This is a genomic window from Saccharicrinis sp. GN24d3, from assembly GCF_052400645.1.
In the GTDB taxonomy this organism is placed as follows: domain Bacteria; phylum Bacteroidota; class Bacteroidia; order Bacteroidales; family Marinilabiliaceae; genus Saccharicrinis.
In genome coordinates, this window is the sequence record NZ_JBQTGI010000014.1 from 1 (window position 1) to 16,112 (window position 16,112).

Sequence of the window (16,112 nt, forward strand, 5' to 3'; positions counted from 1 at the left end):
GTAAAAACAAACGTAGTGTCGCGTATTCAAAAGCTATAAAATAACGCAAAAAACCTATTAAAATACCTGGCAGGTATCAAAGCCGGGTTGTAGTTCAACCTGGAATAATCGCTGGGTCTTGCAGACCGCTCATATACTCTATTTATTGTAGTGCGTTTTTTCTTTCTTCCTTAATTTCAACTAACGCTTCAATAGCTTCAGGAACTAAATCTTCTTGAAGTCTGTTTTCAATTTCTATGTCAGTCAGATTTTCGAATTTTCTTTTAAAAAAATTCTGAGAGCTTTTCCTTGATTGTTCTTTGTCCTCCTCTGTCAACCCAAATATTTTAAGATAAAAAAGCCTTGTTTTATTACGTCTTTTTGCGACCAATACAATCAGAAAAACTAATGATATAAGTTGAATTCCTGGAGTTACAAAAATAGAGATTCCAAATGTCATTACCATGTTAATAAAATATGCAAATGACAGTAAATTAAATAGTCCAAGTAGCAGTAACACCAAAAGTGCTTCAAAAGACTTCGTTGGTTTTAAATATGAAAATGTAGACACAACTACCAAACCTACAAATCCAAAATAGTCAGAGGGAAACAAAGAATAATCATTTAATAACGCGATTGGGAAGGTAGTTAATGAAATAGTCCATAGAATCAATAAGATGATATTTTCGATATTCTTAAGTTTTTCCATATATAATTTTTCATTTTAGAATTCAGTAGAATTTGCTTGTTAATGCATACATAGCTTGAAATGCGGCAGGGTGTTGCACACAACGTTCACTGGATGAAGCGTAAATGATTTGAAAAGCCAAACCGACTCAAACTCCACAAAGCCAATATTTTTATTTTTGTTAAACTTAATGCTTTCTAAACATAAATTGAAATTTTGGCGGTGCTCAAACCTCCTGTGAACCGCCTAAATCCAAGCTGACATTTATGCTTTATACCAGATTGTTGGCCCTTCATTATATCAAAAGGTTTTACTTTAATACACCAACCTTCCCGATGGTGCCATATAAGTGTTGAAACTCATTTTCGATATCCTCTCACATAAAATGTTCTATTGGTAACCGGCTTATTATTTACTCCAGAATCTCTCATGGTTTCCACAATCAATGTAGGCTCCCAAGGTGATATTGTTGGGGCTTCCAACCACATAGTCTGTGTCATTTTAGATTCAATCCACTTACCGGTTTTTGGATGTTGATAAGGAATCAAGGTTGTTATCACTAATCTATTTTCCTGCCATCTTGTTTTTGAAATAGTGGGCCTCATACTACGTCCCATCGTATTATTATTTTCGGTAGTGGAGCCATCAAGCATATATCGGTACTTTATTAACGGTTGTATCTCTCTCGGAATAAATATCACGCGTTCAATTTCCAGTTGATCTGCTTGATGGATAATTGAAATTTCATCGCCCCAACCACTTCCCAAAGCAGGCACTTCAGGTTTTTCAATTCTATTTATTACTGAAACAATATGCAATTCGGCAGTAGACCAACTACCGGTAAAGTCAGGATTGGGCAATGCCGTAAAGGTACTATCAACGGTATCTCTATCAGAACGTGTATAGGTAGGAATTAAACTTCCAGAGCCAACTTTTGGAGGTAAGTATGGATCGGCTTCATTGGCACTGGCAGACACTCTGGGATATTGCACGAGAGATAATTCATATTCATTCACAATGGAATCCATGACACCGATGACCCAGGGATAGTAGTCTTTTACATCTATTTCTTCTTGTGGATCTACTCTAAGATCGAATAGCCGTACCAAATTATCGGGGTCCGGGTCAGGTATTTCGGTTTTAAAATTGTACCACAACTTCCAATCATGCCATTTTACTGCCATTACTTCGCCTCTTTGATTCATAATAATGGCACTTTCACGATTTGAATTGTGTTGAATACCTTCCAAAAACGGCAGTTGGTTTACACCATCAACAATTCGATCATTAGTGTCTGTAGTAGGCACGTCAGCGGCCGCCATAATCGTAGTAAACAGGTCTACCACATGCACAATTTCGTTGGAAATCTGACCGGCCTTTATCCTCTTTGGCCAGCGAATAACGGCAGGTGTTCTAATGCCACCTTCCATGGCCGAATTGTAATAACCTCTCCACGGGCCTGAAGACCCTCTCCACGGCCTCCTCATTTCGGCACCATTGTCGGTACACCATATCACAAGCGTATTATTTTCAATATCCAATCTTTCCAGTTCTTTTAAGATTAAACCAACATTGTAGTCAACATCGGCCATAGAATCTCCCATGTCACCCGCACCGGTAGTGCCTTCCTTATCAGGATGGGGCAGCGACGGAAAATGAAGTTGAGTCATGGGGTAATACAAGAAAAAAGGTTTTTTATTTTTTGCGTTTTTTTGAAAAAACCGGACTCCAAGCTCAGCTGTTTCACGATCAATAGTACGTCTTGCCAATAAATCAAACGGTTTTACCTTTTCCGATTTAGAACCTGCTTTCCCCTTCCATATATAGCTAACTTCATGTTTTTTTGGAAATCCTTCCATCGAAGAAAATTGCGATACATGTGTAGTGCCCGGAATACCATACCACTCATCAAAGCCTTGTTGTGTAGGCTCCCGTTTACCTCTCCAATCATCACCCCCAATATGCCATTTGCCATAAAGGGCAGTGGCATACCCAACAGATTTTAAACGTTCTGCTATTGTGTTTTCCCAAAGCGTGGCCCCTTTGTAATATTTATCGCAGGCCCGAGTGGCATATCGGCCGGTAAGCAATGCAATTCGAGAAGGTGTACAGGAATACTCGACATTAAAGTTAGTTAATCGAATGCCTTCTTCCCCAATGCCATCTATATTGGGTGTGGGTACGCCTCTAGCTCCTCCGAAAGAGCTAACCTCGCCAACTCCCAGATTATCGGGAAAAATGAGTATAATATTTGGTTTTTCTTGACTGTAAATTGGCCCAGCGATTTGTAAAAGCAAAAGAGAAAACGTGACAAATAAGGAATAGTTTTTCATTTTAATAATTTATAAGATTTCATTGTAGGTTTCCCTGCGGGTTATCATGAAGGTGCAGAACAGAGCCCGATAGCCTACTCGAATTACTGTGACTAAAAGTAACAATTATAAATAAACTAACAGCGCCCCCTGCATCAAACCGTACGTGAAGTTTTATTTTTCATAGTAGCAATGATTTATCTGTTTCGTTACGCATAACGCACAAAACAATAGACAGAAAAGAAAAGCAGGAACCCATTCCGCACTTTTCTATAAGCTATATTTATTTAGTTTAGCCAAAGTGATATTTAGTTCTTTCTCCATGCTTAATAGCTCTTCCTTATTGGCGTAAAAAAACATTAATTCATAATAATATTCAGAAATAGAAATCTCACCCTTTTGCATCCCTTTTTCTAACAAATCCAGAATGTTATTGGCCGAAATGCGTTGTTTAAAATCGGTTATACTATTTTGTAAAGCCGTTGCCTTGCCATGTAAAGTTTTCATTTCGTTATAAAACTGAACTTTGGCATCAGTTTCCATGCTATTCACTGCCTCGGTTTTTAACCTGGCATATTTTACCGTGTTTTTATTTCCCCACAGAGGTATTGAAAGACCAAGCGTTACCCCATGAAATTGCTCACCCACTACTTTTTCGCTCATGTAACCTGTATTTATTTTCGGTAAATTTTGTGCTACCCGTAGTTGCTTTTCTTTCAAAGAGATGGCTATTTCCTGTTTTAGCCAATTAAGCATTGGATTATAGCTTGCAGCCTGTGCGTACCACTTTTCAAAATCAGGTTCAATAATATCTGCCACAAAAACACTATCGCTATAATCAAGCGTATTACCTCCATTTAACCATGCTAGCTGTAGTAATGCGACATCACGCTCAATTTTGATTTGTTCCAATTGTTTTTCTGTATTTAACAGGCTTATTTGAGACTTGTTATATTCAAGAATAGTAGCATCACCAACTTCCATTTTCTTTTTGAAGGCATTCGCATTTTTTAAATCATTGTTAAAGCGTTTTTGATATTCAGCATACAAAGCGTTTAAATAAGTAAGCTCTGTGCAAAGAACTTTTGCGCCAAGCAAAACATCATACCGTTGCCTTTTATATTCCATTTCAACCTGTTCGTTTTTCAGGTTGGCAAGCTGCGATTTATACATATAAGCTGTCGGAAAATCGAATGATTGCGTGACCGATAAGTCGGTTCTGTTACCAATCTGGTCAGGGTTACCCCATAAATAGTTAAATCCCACTTCCGGATTTTCGGGTAATAGGCTTGTCTTATTACCTATTTTATCGGCATCGGCATTTTTACGATATGCTGCCAAGGTTGTATTGTTCTTTTCGATTTCAGCCAAAACCGAATCTATGCCGGCTTGGGAAAAGGCGGTGGAAACCGAAAGAATGAATATTAATGTTATATATATTTTACTCATTTCGATTCGTTTTTAATTAATCCTTTGTTGTTGAAGAACTGGTAAACCATTGGTACGATATAAATATTCAGGATGGTTGAGGTAAGCAGGCCACCTAAAATAACCTGTGCCATCGGGCTTTGAATTTCGTTACCGGGCTTATCGCCATTCATGGCCAATGGAATAAGAGCCAACGCAGCGGTAAGCGCCGTCATTAGGATTGGTAATAACCTGTCTTTAGAGCCATGTATCAATGTTTCATACAGCCGTTCTCCCTCTTGCTGTAAATGTTGGTAACGGGAAACCAGTAAAATTCCGTTTCGGGTAGCAATACCGAACAAGGTTATAAACCCGATTATTGCAGGGATGCTTAACATACCGGAAGTAATTACCACGGCTATAATCCCTCCGATAAGAGCAAGCGGTAAGTTTAGCAGAATAATTGCTGCCAGGTTGAAGTTTTTAAACTCCTGATAAAGCAACATAAAAATGATAAATATGGCAGCTATGGAAGTCAACATAAGCATACGAGATGCTTTTTGCTCACTTTCAAACTGACCTCCGTACTGGATATAGTAATTTTCAGGAAGCTTAATATTGTTGTTTATATTATTCTGAATATCTTCAACAACACCTCGTAAATCCCTTTCGGCAACGTTGGCAGAAATAACCAGCTTGCGCTGAACATTTTCCCTGCTAATGGAGTTTGGGCCGGTAGCCGAAACAATTTCAGCAACCTCACTCAATGGAATTTTACGACCATCATATGTATCAATCAAGGCATCCATAATACCAGATATTTTGTCGGTATAATCGGTACTGAATCGCAATATTAAATCAAACGTCTTTTGGCCCTCGTAAATATCAGCCACCTTTTCTCCTCCAAGCGCTATGTCAATAAACGCGTTAAACTCATGTATGCTTATTCCATAAAATGAAAGCATATTGCGGTTTGCACGAATTTGAATCTGAGGAATCTCAACCTGTTGTTCCACGCTAACGTCAACCAGACCTTCAATATCAATAATGTCGGATTTAATTTGGTTTCCGATAGTGAACATGCGGTTTAAATCGGTTCCGAACAATTTAATAGCAATGTTGGCACGCGTACCCGAAAGCATGTGGTCGATACGGTGTCCCAAAGGCTGGCCCACGGTATATGCTATGCCGGGAATGGAAGATAATTTAGCCCTTACTTCTCTTAAAAAATCTTCTAGTTCCCTTTCTTTTAGTGAAAAGTTAACATCTATCTCGGCACTATTTGTACTTTGGGAGTGGGTATCCAGTTCGCCCCGTCCTGTCCGTCTTGCGGTACTTGTAACATGAGGAATTGAAAGCATTTCATTTTCTACAAGGTTTCCCACACGGTTGCTCTCTTCAAGTGAGGTTCCCGGTTTTATCACAACAGAAAGGGTTAGAGCTCCCTCGTTAAACTCAGGCAGAAAGGTTCTTCCCAATCGCGAGAACATGACAAGGGAAATAATAAACAATCCCATAACCGGCAACACAACCCATTTTTTATGACCAAGCACCCATTTTAACGATTTCTCATATCCCTTAGCCAATTTCCCTGCCAGCCAACTATCCTTATCTCTTCCCGATAAGTATTTATCTCCTGACAGCATCATTTTAGCCAGGAGTGGCGTTAAAGTCATGGCAATTAGCAAGGACATAAAAAGAGATACGATATATGCTATACCCAAAGGTTTAAGCATTCTCCCCTCCATTCCTGACAGAAAGAACAGGGGCATAAAGGCAACTATAATAATTAGTGTTGCATTTAAAATAGATGCCCTTATTTCTTTTGAGGCTTCGTAAACCACCGTAAACGAATTTTGCCTGTCGCCGGGCGGTATTTTAAAATTCTGCTTTAAACGTTTATACACGTTCTCAACATCAATAATGGCATCGTCAACCAATGAACCGATAGCAATAGCCATACCTCCAAGGCTCATCGTATTAATGTTCAGACCTAAAAGCTGTAATACAATTACAGAACCTAATAACGACAAAGGAATTGCTAATAGTGAAATAATGGTGGTTCGAAAACTCCCCAAAAACAGGAATAAAATAATAATCACTAGTGCAGCTCCTTCCAGCAAGGCTTTTTGAACATTGTTTACCGATGTTTCAATAAAATCGGCCTGACGGAAAATCTTAGTATTTACAGTTACATCGGGCGGAAGTGTTGCTTTTATGGATTCAATCTTTTTTTCAATGTTTTCTGTTACCGCCAAAGTATTGGTGTTGGGCTGTTTAGATACAGATATTATGATGGCAGGTTTTGCGTTGTGGGCAGCATATCCCATTTTAACAGCACTTCCCAGTTTAACTTCTGCAACATCATTAACTCGAACGGGATTTCCGTTAACCGACTTAATATACGTATTCCCTAAATCATCAATTTTCGAGGTGCGGGCCATTCCTCTTACAACATATTCATTGCCATATTCACGTACTATTTTCCCCGAAGAATTTTGGCTCATTTCTTTACAGGCATCGGCCAGCTCCTGAACAGATACATCGTAATAGTTCATTTTCATTGGGTCGGCAAGAACCTGGTATTGTTTATAGTCTCCACCTACTATGGTAACCTGTGAAACTCCACCTGTAGCAAGAATTTGTGGTTGTAAATTCCATTCGGCAATGGTACGTAGTGTAGTAAGGTCTGTAGAATCCGCTTGCAAACTCAAAAAGAGAATTTCTCCCATGACACTCGATTGGGGAGCAAGTATTGGCTTTGCCACATTTTCAGGGATAACTTCCTGAACGGTCATTAGTTTTTCGCTCACCACCTGTCGTGCTTTATACACATCAGTTCCCCAATCAAAATCGACCCAAACGAAAGAAAAGCCCAGGGCAGACGTTGAACGAACACGTCTTACATCCATAGCTCCATTCACAGCTGTTTCAATGGGGTAGGTAACCAATCGTTCCACTTCCTCCGGAGCCATACCATGGGCATCGGTCATTACAATTACGGTAGGCGCGGTTAAATCGGGAAAAACATCGATATCCATATTGGTTGCTGTCCGTAATCCGAAAACCACAAGTACCACCGAACCCAAAAGAATCAGAAACTTATTATTCAGTGAAAATCTTATAATATTATTTATCATTGTTTACTCTTATAATGATTAAAATGGAAAGCATTGTTTTAATGTACGTGACCTGCATGAGGGTCAAGTACAGAAGATGCCTGAGCCAGCTTTATTTGCATTGCGCCACGCGTTACTATTCTTTCAGTGGCTCTTATTTCGGAAATCACTTCGGATCTAATTCCATCTGTTCCGCCAAGTTTTACTTCACGCTTCTCGAATAATTCAGGGCTGCGCTGCACAAAAACATAGAAAACACCTTGTTCTTCCAAAATTGCGCTATTGGGAATTGTCATGGCTTTGGTATTGGTTACCGTTTTTAAATATACTTCTGTCAGTGTTCCGGGGGCAAAACCTGCTTTATTGGCAATTTGCAGATGTACAGGAATCATAAAAGAATTGTTGGATGCCGATTTACCATAAGACAGCACCTTTCCATTTAATTCATCAAAAGTGTAAGTTTTATTGTTGTGCAAGGTTTTAATATTGGCAGAAACAACAGAAGGCAAATACTCCAGATACTTCTGTTGTACCTGAGCGGTTAAAATCAGGTTTTTATTTTGAGATAGGGACACAAGCGCTTGCCCTTCTTCGACATATTGACCATTTGCCACATAGATATTTTTAACGTAGCCGTTCAAATGGCTTTTAACGAATTGGCCTTCCGAACTGAAATTCCTCATAAGATTATTATAAATTGCTTCTGTTGTTTCAAACTCCTTTTTAGCTTCAAGAAATTCTGATTCAGTTATCAATTTATCTTTCACCAAGTCCGATACCCGTGCATAGTTTGCTTTAGCCGTTTCGTAATTGCTTTTTGCTCCTGCAAGACGTACAGCGATATTTTTTTCAGCTAATGCCCCTGATGATAACGTTAGCAGCGTTTGTCCCTGTGTTATATTCTTACCTTCAAGCAAGCTGTTATCCGAAAAAACAACTATCCCGGCAGCTTTTGCTGTAAGTACCGATTCTTCCCCTCTGGCAGGTTCAATTTTGGCAACTGTTTTAATTACCTGTCCGAATGGGGTTACTATTGGAAGCTCTGTGGCAAAATCTATTTTCCAAGATTGTTCTTTTGTAAATGCAATCGTGTTGGTAGGCGAAACAGCATTCATTTCAGAAGCTTCATGAGCTTCTCTTTCACCAGCAAAAACAGTTACTTGTGGAACTGTTATTTCTGAATATCCTGTTTCTGTTTTAATTTTAAATATAAGTGCTCCGGTTCCCATTGTATTGGGTTCAATATCGAAGCTATAAATCCCTTTACGGGTGGGTTTGTCAAGGGTCTGTTTTGTTTCTTTGCCATTTACCAAAAGAATAATGGTGATACTGCCTTTCTCAACCGCTTTAAAGTCGGGTAAAACAGAGAAGTGCGAAAGCACATTGGCTTTCTTTCCGGCAATAAAGGCATCGGCTTCTGCAAATAATTCAAAGCTTTTACCATATGCAGTATATTGAAATTTTACTTCTTCGTTTTCATCGTGTCCTTCTTCATTAGAATGATTGTGTGCTTCATGGTCATGCCCTTCGTGGCTATTACTTTGATTACATGCTACATAAATTAAACTCAGCAATGCAATAGCTAATATTTTCAGCTTCATTTTTCCGTTGTATATAATTTAAAAATCGAATTCATATTTTGCGAATAGCAAAACCTTTCGGCATTATCCGCCAAATAACAGCATATGTTTTTACAAGCCAATCAGGTAAAAAGGCTTAAAACATTCTGAAAAAAACAAATTGACTTTTAACAAACAGGAGGTGCTCTCAGACCTTGTGAAGAAACCAATAACCTTGAATACAATGGAATGCTTTCTGCTATTCCATATACAGCATTGATGAAGAAATTACGGTGTAAGGAAAATCTAAAATCACCGAACGTAAAGAAAAGGGAAATTAAAGAAACCACCTCACTCGACAATTCGTTATTACTTACCGAATTCCCTGGAATTAAAATGGCCTGACCTAAACTGCAAGCTGTAGTTTCGGAGGATTCACCCTCTTCGCAACAGATAGGCGAACATTCAATATGGTTATGACCTTCTTGATGAGTACAATCAACGATGAGTGCAATAGTATTGTCAACATGATGATGGTGAGGAATAACAGCATGAACCCACAAAACCAGGTTGGCTAACAATACAAATATGAATGCTGTTTTATTTCTCATCATTTATCCTGTACTTTACTTTACGTTACAAATTTACAAAAAAGTTTTGCAATAGTACGGATAAATGGTGGGTTGCGTGACGGCAAAAAAACAGCTCTTTTGAAAACTTATTGCGATAAGAAAGAGAGCAGAATCAAGCTTGCTTGAATTATGCCGAACGGAGCAATGATCTTTAAACAATTATTTAGGTAGGGTTTACACCTACCGGATTACCACAGCTTTGTGGCACACCAACACTAGATTGTATGAGTAGTGACAGATTGCGTAGAACTTTCCTGTCAAACCGCTACACAGCTTGAGCGGGTTACAAACCTTGATATTTAGCACTTTCCCTGCCATTCCAAAATACCAAATGTTAGGGGCTGGGATTTAGAATTTATACTTTAAACCTATCCGCATAATTTGAGTTTCATAATAATTCTCATAATCTGCCGTAAATCCTTCCCCATCTATTTCCTGCTGAAGACCGAATTGATTAAGAATATCAGTAAATGCATAAGATAATTCACCTTTTCCTTGCCACAGTTTCTTGTTCATACCAATATCAATTGAACTTCGGGACAATTGTTTTCCTTGTGGAATGTTTTTAGGGGCTAAATACAATGCCGTTAACTGAAATTGAAATTCTTTTGGTAAAGTAATGGTATTAATAATTTTAAAATCCCAAGTATTATCAGTGGTCTGTTCTACATTAAAAGCGTGTTCATAAGGGAATAAAAGAGTTCCTGTGTAGGCTTGTATTTTGTTTTGATACCTATTAAAATTCCCTGACAATTCGTAGAAGTCCGAAATTTTCTGACTAAAAACTAATTCAAATCCCAAATTCGCTGATTCTCCTGTATTAGCGTAGCTTTTTAGAATCACATCATATTCGGGTCTGCTCGTGTCCACTGTGTAAACCCTCATATATGGGTCGGTAATGAACCTGTAATAACCCGAAAGGAACAAGGAACCTTTCTTCCAATTTGTTTTATAACCGATTTCTGCTGATTGTGTATACTGAGGTCGTAAGTATGGATTGCCTACTTTGACCAATTCATGGTCGTCTGATTTAGCATACATACGCAGTTCCGGTTCGCCCGGACGGTCAATTCGCTGATTAAAGAAAATCGAAATTCTATTGTTTTCATTAAGTTTATAGCTTAATCGTATGTTGGGGAAAAGTTTAAAGTAATCGTATTTATCATTCTGGGTGTAATAAATGTTTTCCTCATCCATATCATAAAAGACGGAGGTGTACTCAGCCCTTATTCCGGCTTCTACCGAATATTTTATTTTCTCGTGTACCCAGTTGATGTATCCGGCATATATAGACTCGCCCCATTTTGTCCAACTCCCCAATCCGGGATATAAAATGGAGTTTTCACCCCTTTCTTGTTCGTAATCTACAGGCAGGTTCCTTATCTGAACTTTTGCCCCACTTTCAACACGCCCGGCCGATAAGGGTTTGGTATAATCAACATTCAGGCTTGTTGTATGCTCTGTACCTAAAACACTGGTAATATCTCTGCCATTTGGTCTAATAGAAGAGCTGTCGTTTACATAATAGGTTTCGTCTTCCCAACCTTTTGAATACTGAGCATGTGCATGAAGTTCGTGTCCGGTTTGTTTGAATTTATGCGTATAGTTTAACAGGTAATTCATGTAGCCTGTTATTTCTTCTTCATTCCAGTTTATATAGCGGTTTCTGGTATCCGTCATTAAATCGATATAGGGAACTTGGGCTGAATCGACATGTGATTCCCAATCGTAGATTCCTGAAAGCGATAAAATATTTTGCTCGTTAAACTGATAGTCTATGCCGCCTTTAACGATGTAGTGCGTTTGTTTTCTGTTTTCAGGAACCTGCGAGGCTATAATTCTTCCATCGTCGTAATACCGTGTCGTAAATTCATTATTGGGTAATTTCTTCTGATGAAGCACCTCCGATTGTATAAAAACACTAAGTTTTTTTGCTTTGTAGTTTAAATCAAGACTGGGAATATATTTTGGGGTAGGAGAAAAACTACCCAAATCCGTTGGTAAATCTGCCTTAGGTTTAGTAAGTGCTCCTAATCCGTACGCAAAACCAATACTTCCGTGTAAACCGTTTTGCTTTTCCTTTTTGTATACGATGTTAATTATACCAGCCATGCCTGCTGCATCGTATTTTGCCGACGGGTTATTAATTATCTCAATCCTTTCTACATTGGAAGCTGGAATATTGTCCAATCCTTTTTGATTGCCATATCCTGTCAGGCTCGATTGTTTCCCGTCTATTAAAATAATTACCTTGTCGCTACCTCTTAAAATTACCTTTCCCTCCTGGTCAAACGAAACACTTGGCATCGCCTTCATCGCATCCATAACTGAACCTCCCGATTGTGCCATATTACTGTTCATACTGTACGACTTTTTATCCAATCCGCCATTTATCTCGCTTCTTTCACCGCTAATAGTCACTTCGTCCAGTTGAGTTGTATTGACTTCTAGTTCTACCTTGCCAATATCATAGAACTGATTTAGTGTCCCTATTAAAATGTCAGATTGATAGGTATTATAACCCAGATATGAAACTTGTATTTTATATCTTCCAGACATTAAGCCATTTACCGTAAAACATCCGTCTTCTTTGCTCATGGATGCATTTTTAATATTTTCATTGGATAGAATAGCAACTGTTGCAAATGGAATCACTTCTTTTGTTTCTTTGTCAAGGATTTGCCCTGATATGGTAGCGCTTGATTGTGCATAAATCTTGAAACCTGCAATAAGGATTATTGCAAAAAGCAGCATATTTCTCTTCATATTATATCTAAAAAAAAATTAGGTGACAAATGTAATATTTTATTCACTGTTTGGTTTTTATCCTTGGCCACAGCAATGGCCGGACAAATCGTAAGCGATTTTCAAAATAAATGAAGTAAAAAGCAACGGTATCCGATCTCGCCGAGTTATCCCATTGGTATACAGGCCATTTTACAATATAATTCAAACAATCGCCCCAATATACTTCCCTTACTGTATATCAACAATCGACATATAGTGAAAGCACGGGTGTTATTAGCTACCACACCGAATTCGAGTATTGAAATAGCTGAAGCATGCGGTTATAAAAGCCATGCTTGTTTCTGGAATATTTTAACACATTGGTCAATCTCCCGGGGAATATAGTAATAATCCTGTTTGATTATTTGTGTTGAAATAAATTATTCGGAAATCAAAAGTCAAAACTACTACCATCCGCAACAGCACTAAAGTTTATGGAATCATAGATGTGATTCTTTAGCATGATCTCTTCCATTACATTTCTACAGAATCAACGGTATATCAAATTTTACTTTCATCCTACGGAATTCCAAGTGTCATAAATCCGACTATCATTTTTCGGACAAAATTAAGCTAATTTCACGAATCAAACTCCAACTGTTCCAAAGTACAGAACTTTGGAACAGTTTCGGTAATGCTTATTCAATACCCTACCATTGAAGCAGTTGCTTCCCCTTTCCAAACCTGAAAGTGGACTCCAAAAGCCAGGTTCAGTCCTCTGCTGTTCCACACATCCAAAGAATTAATGTTATCGGTCACCAAATATACCTGCATGCTTTTGGCTTTATACTGAAAGCCGAACCCAAAATTATACAACGAAAAATTACTGTACGATACCGTTCCCGTAAGGCCTATTCTCTTTATGGGCATCCATGTTGCCCCAAGTGTACCTTTGGCCACATACCCGTTTTTGTATATATGTGAATTAAACAATCCGTTAAAGCTAAGTTTATCCGAATATCGATACGAGGCGCCAAGATAGGTTTTAGGTACCAGGTTTGTTCTATAATCTTTACTGTACGAATCCGGAATTACGGTCGAGGATAAGGTATCGGCATATTGCTTAAGATAGTCCACAAAATCAAAATCATCTTCGTTGACGATATATGGCGAAAAATACGCTCCACTAAATTTAAATTCGTCATTTGAAATCAGTTGCTGGGCACTTTTACCCCATTTAATAAAGCCCAAATCAACCATCGAAGCATAAATATCCATTTTATCGCTTAGGCTATAAGTGATGCCCACATCCAAGGCCACTCCAAAATTCTTAAATCCAAACGCTTCTTTCCCGTATAGAAAATCGTCCACCTGTATTTGGGTATTAAACACCCTTTTTAACTTATCTGCCTCAAACAAGGTGCCCGACGTGTTCATGGAAATATCGGTCTTGAGTATCGACTCCGAAAAGTCATCACTTGTTTCAATGGAAGCCAGAAAGTGATTTGTTTTAATGGACGACAAACCCATCAAAGCCTTTATATGGGCGCCATAAGTAAATTTATCGTTTACTTTTTTAGAAGCTCCAAAGGAAAACTCGGTATAGCTTTGTTCTTTAAAATTATAGTTGTTCAAATCGATAGTCCTGGGCGAGTTGGTTTCCAGGTTGGCATTGCCAAAGCGTAATTTGCTGATGCTGCCCGGGTACATAAGGTAAGAGTCGTTTTTAAGGGATGCCGAGAAGTTCAAATACCATTTGTCGTTCAGTTTTAAGCCCACAAATATTGGAGAAACACTACCACCCACATATAAAAAGTTTTTATCTCTGAGTTTTTTATCGATAGACTCAAAATCCCAATATACCTCCGAAACCCCATCCACGGTTTTGCGGGTCAACAAATCGCTGAAGGTGAGCGAGGAGTTATCGAAGAATGAACTTGCCGACAATCCCACAATAAGCACTGAGGCATCATTTTGAAAGGCCGGATTCACCATGTTTTTCTGTGGATGGATGTCCATAAAATACAAGGTTCTGTCCTGGGCGTTTAAAGCCAGGCACAAACCACTGGTGCCTAATATTAGCAACCATATGGCAATCCTAAGAAATTTAGTTTTCATTACCCGACTGAACATGAAGGCTGGTTAAGATAGTTAAACTAATATCAAGTTTGTGTTCGTTACGGAAAACAACAATTTTTTCTTCTTCGGCGTTGGCCGTTTTAAAAGTGGCCACGGTAATCGTTTTCCGGGTATCATATAATTTTTCGATCTGCTCCTGGTTTTTACTTGAGTAAAATGTGGTCTTCACAGGATTACCTGCGTTATCGGACCCCCTTATTTCAGCAGGATTATCAAACAGGCTATCGATAAGCATGTTGTTGCGGTCGTAAAAATATGATTGAATATTCAACACAAAAGGGAAATTATTGGAAATATCCGTTTTAATAGAAGTCATTAGGGCATCAAAACCCAAATCTTCCAATGGTTCGAACACCTTGCTAACGATAGTGTCTCTAATCACAATTTCCGATATCCTTGCTTCAAATGGAAGATCTATATCCAACGTAATGTCCAGCGAGTCTTCGTCCCGTATGTAATTTTTTTGGGTGGGATTATTGGGGTTGGTGATCAAAAAACCTTCTATATCGAGCCATTCAGCCCCCTTGCCCAACAACTCATCAATATTGGTTGAAGGGTCGATCGTAATGGTTGACACGGCACCGTCCGAAACACCTTCCGCATTGGAAGTCCCTATATAAATCACATCGGGAATCCCCGTAACCTCTTCAATACTTCCGTCGTCCAGTTCCATCAAAGCTTTTTTAATGTTATATGCAAATGGCAGGTCGAAACTGTTACGCGTGTGCAATTTTATATCCGGTCGTTTAAAATCCATTGATATATCCTGATCTTGCAAAATGCTTCCCGGCATAGATATTTCCTGCGGCCCTATATTAGGTATGGTGTCGTACCCGAACGCGCCATAAATATAGTCCAGGTCAACCTTTTCCATCTGGAACTTTATTTTAGGATCAACATCGGTATAGTCTTCCAGGCTTTCAATATAAAAATCGAAATGAATCAGAAAGTATTCACGGTTTCTTCTTTTTAAAACCTGGATTTTATGGTTGGACAAATCCAGATCAATAGAATTCTTTTCGCGAGAGGGCACAAATTTTTCTACTTTCAGCACCTCCCCTTTTTCGTCCGTAATACCCGGGAAAGAGATAGTAAATTCGGAGTAAAACTGATCGTATGTATTAAATTCCAGTTTAAATATACCGTTATCGAGCTTTAACGAATCCAACTGTTTGGTATCGAATCCATCGCCCCAAAATGTGTTTAATTGGAAGCCAAAATCAAAATCCCCTTCAACGTAGAAATTGGATATAGCCGGAAAACCCGTAGAATCGGCAAACACCGAATCTGCTATATTTATCATGGAATCGAGACGGAGGGTATTGTATTTTTGGGTCATCCGCATTTTTAGAATGCCATCTTCACCGGGCATCAGTTCCACCACTGGTTTTGGCATGCCTTGCACCATTGGTTCCACGTCAATCTTTATGACTTCATCAATGTACAAGCTGACATCCGCCACACGAAGCCCCAAGTCGGTTACAAAATCAACCTTGGCGCTATTTAAATCGTCCAGCAAATTTTGGCATGCACCCATCCCCAGCAAGATT

Annotated in this window: 9 protein-coding genes; all 9 read right to left on the reverse strand. The window is 38.7% G+C overall.

The features are described from left to right. Positions 1-142: 142 nt before the first annotated feature. The 9 genes from ACT29I_RS16665 to ACT29I_RS16705 all read right to left on the reverse strand — a co-directional run bounded on the left by ACT29I_RS16665 (position 143) and on the right by ACT29I_RS16705 (position 16,099). The gene (locus tag ACT29I_RS16665; protein ID WP_444793958.1) at positions 143-688 is read right to left on the reverse strand and encodes a hypothetical protein; all 546 of its coding nucleotides are present in this window, start codon (positions 686-688) and stop codon (positions 143-145) included. A 338-nt stretch (positions 689-1,026) separates the two neighbouring features. After that, complete coding sequence (locus ACT29I_RS16670; protein WP_444793959.1) at positions 1,027-3,000, reverse strand: sulfatase-like hydrolase/transferase; 1,974 nt, start codon at positions 2,998-3,000, stop codon at positions 1,027-1,029. Between the two features lie 249 nt (positions 3,001-3,249). After that, positions 3,250-4,428, reverse strand: a complete 1,179-nt coding sequence (locus tag ACT29I_RS16675; protein ID WP_444793960.1) for a TolC family protein — start codon at positions 4,426-4,428, stop codon at positions 3,250-3,252. Beyond that, positions 4,425-7,526 (reverse strand): efflux RND transporter permease subunit, encoded by a 3,102-nt coding sequence (locus ACT29I_RS16680; protein ID WP_444793961.1) that lies wholly within the window; start codon positions 7,524-7,526, stop codon positions 4,425-4,427. The genes ACT29I_RS16675 and ACT29I_RS16680 overlap by 4 nt, the downstream gene beginning before the upstream one ends. A gap of 38 nt (positions 7,527-7,564) precedes the next feature. Continuing rightward, positions 7,565-9,106 carry an efflux RND transporter periplasmic adaptor subunit gene (locus tag ACT29I_RS16685; protein ID WP_444793962.1) on the reverse strand — a complete coding sequence of 514 codons (1,542 nt, stop codon included), beginning with the start codon at positions 9,104-9,106 and terminating at the stop codon, positions 7,565-7,567. A gap of 146 nt (positions 9,107-9,252) precedes the next feature. Then, a complete protein-coding gene (locus ACT29I_RS16690; protein ID WP_444793963.1) occupies positions 9,253-9,678 on the reverse strand; it encodes a DUF6769 family protein in 426 nt (141 codons plus the stop codon). Between the two features lie 366 nt (positions 9,679-10,044). Beyond that, positions 10,045-12,462 carry a TonB-dependent receptor domain-containing protein gene (locus ACT29I_RS16695; protein ID WP_444793964.1) on the reverse strand — a complete coding sequence of 806 codons (2,418 nt, stop codon included), beginning with the start codon at positions 12,460-12,462 and terminating at the stop codon, positions 10,045-10,047. 663 nt (positions 12,463-13,125) lie between these two features. After that, complete coding sequence (locus ACT29I_RS16700) at positions 13,126-14,541, reverse strand: DUF5723 family protein (RefSeq protein ID WP_444793965.1); 1,416 nt, start codon at positions 14,539-14,541, stop codon at positions 13,126-13,128. After that, complete coding sequence (locus ACT29I_RS16705) at positions 14,531-16,099, reverse strand: hypothetical protein (RefSeq protein ID WP_444793966.1); 1,569 nt, start codon at positions 16,097-16,099, stop codon at positions 14,531-14,533. Before ACT29I_RS16705 ends, ACT29I_RS16700 begins: the two co-directional genes overlap by 11 nt. Positions 16,100-16,112 lie beyond the last annotated feature (13 nt).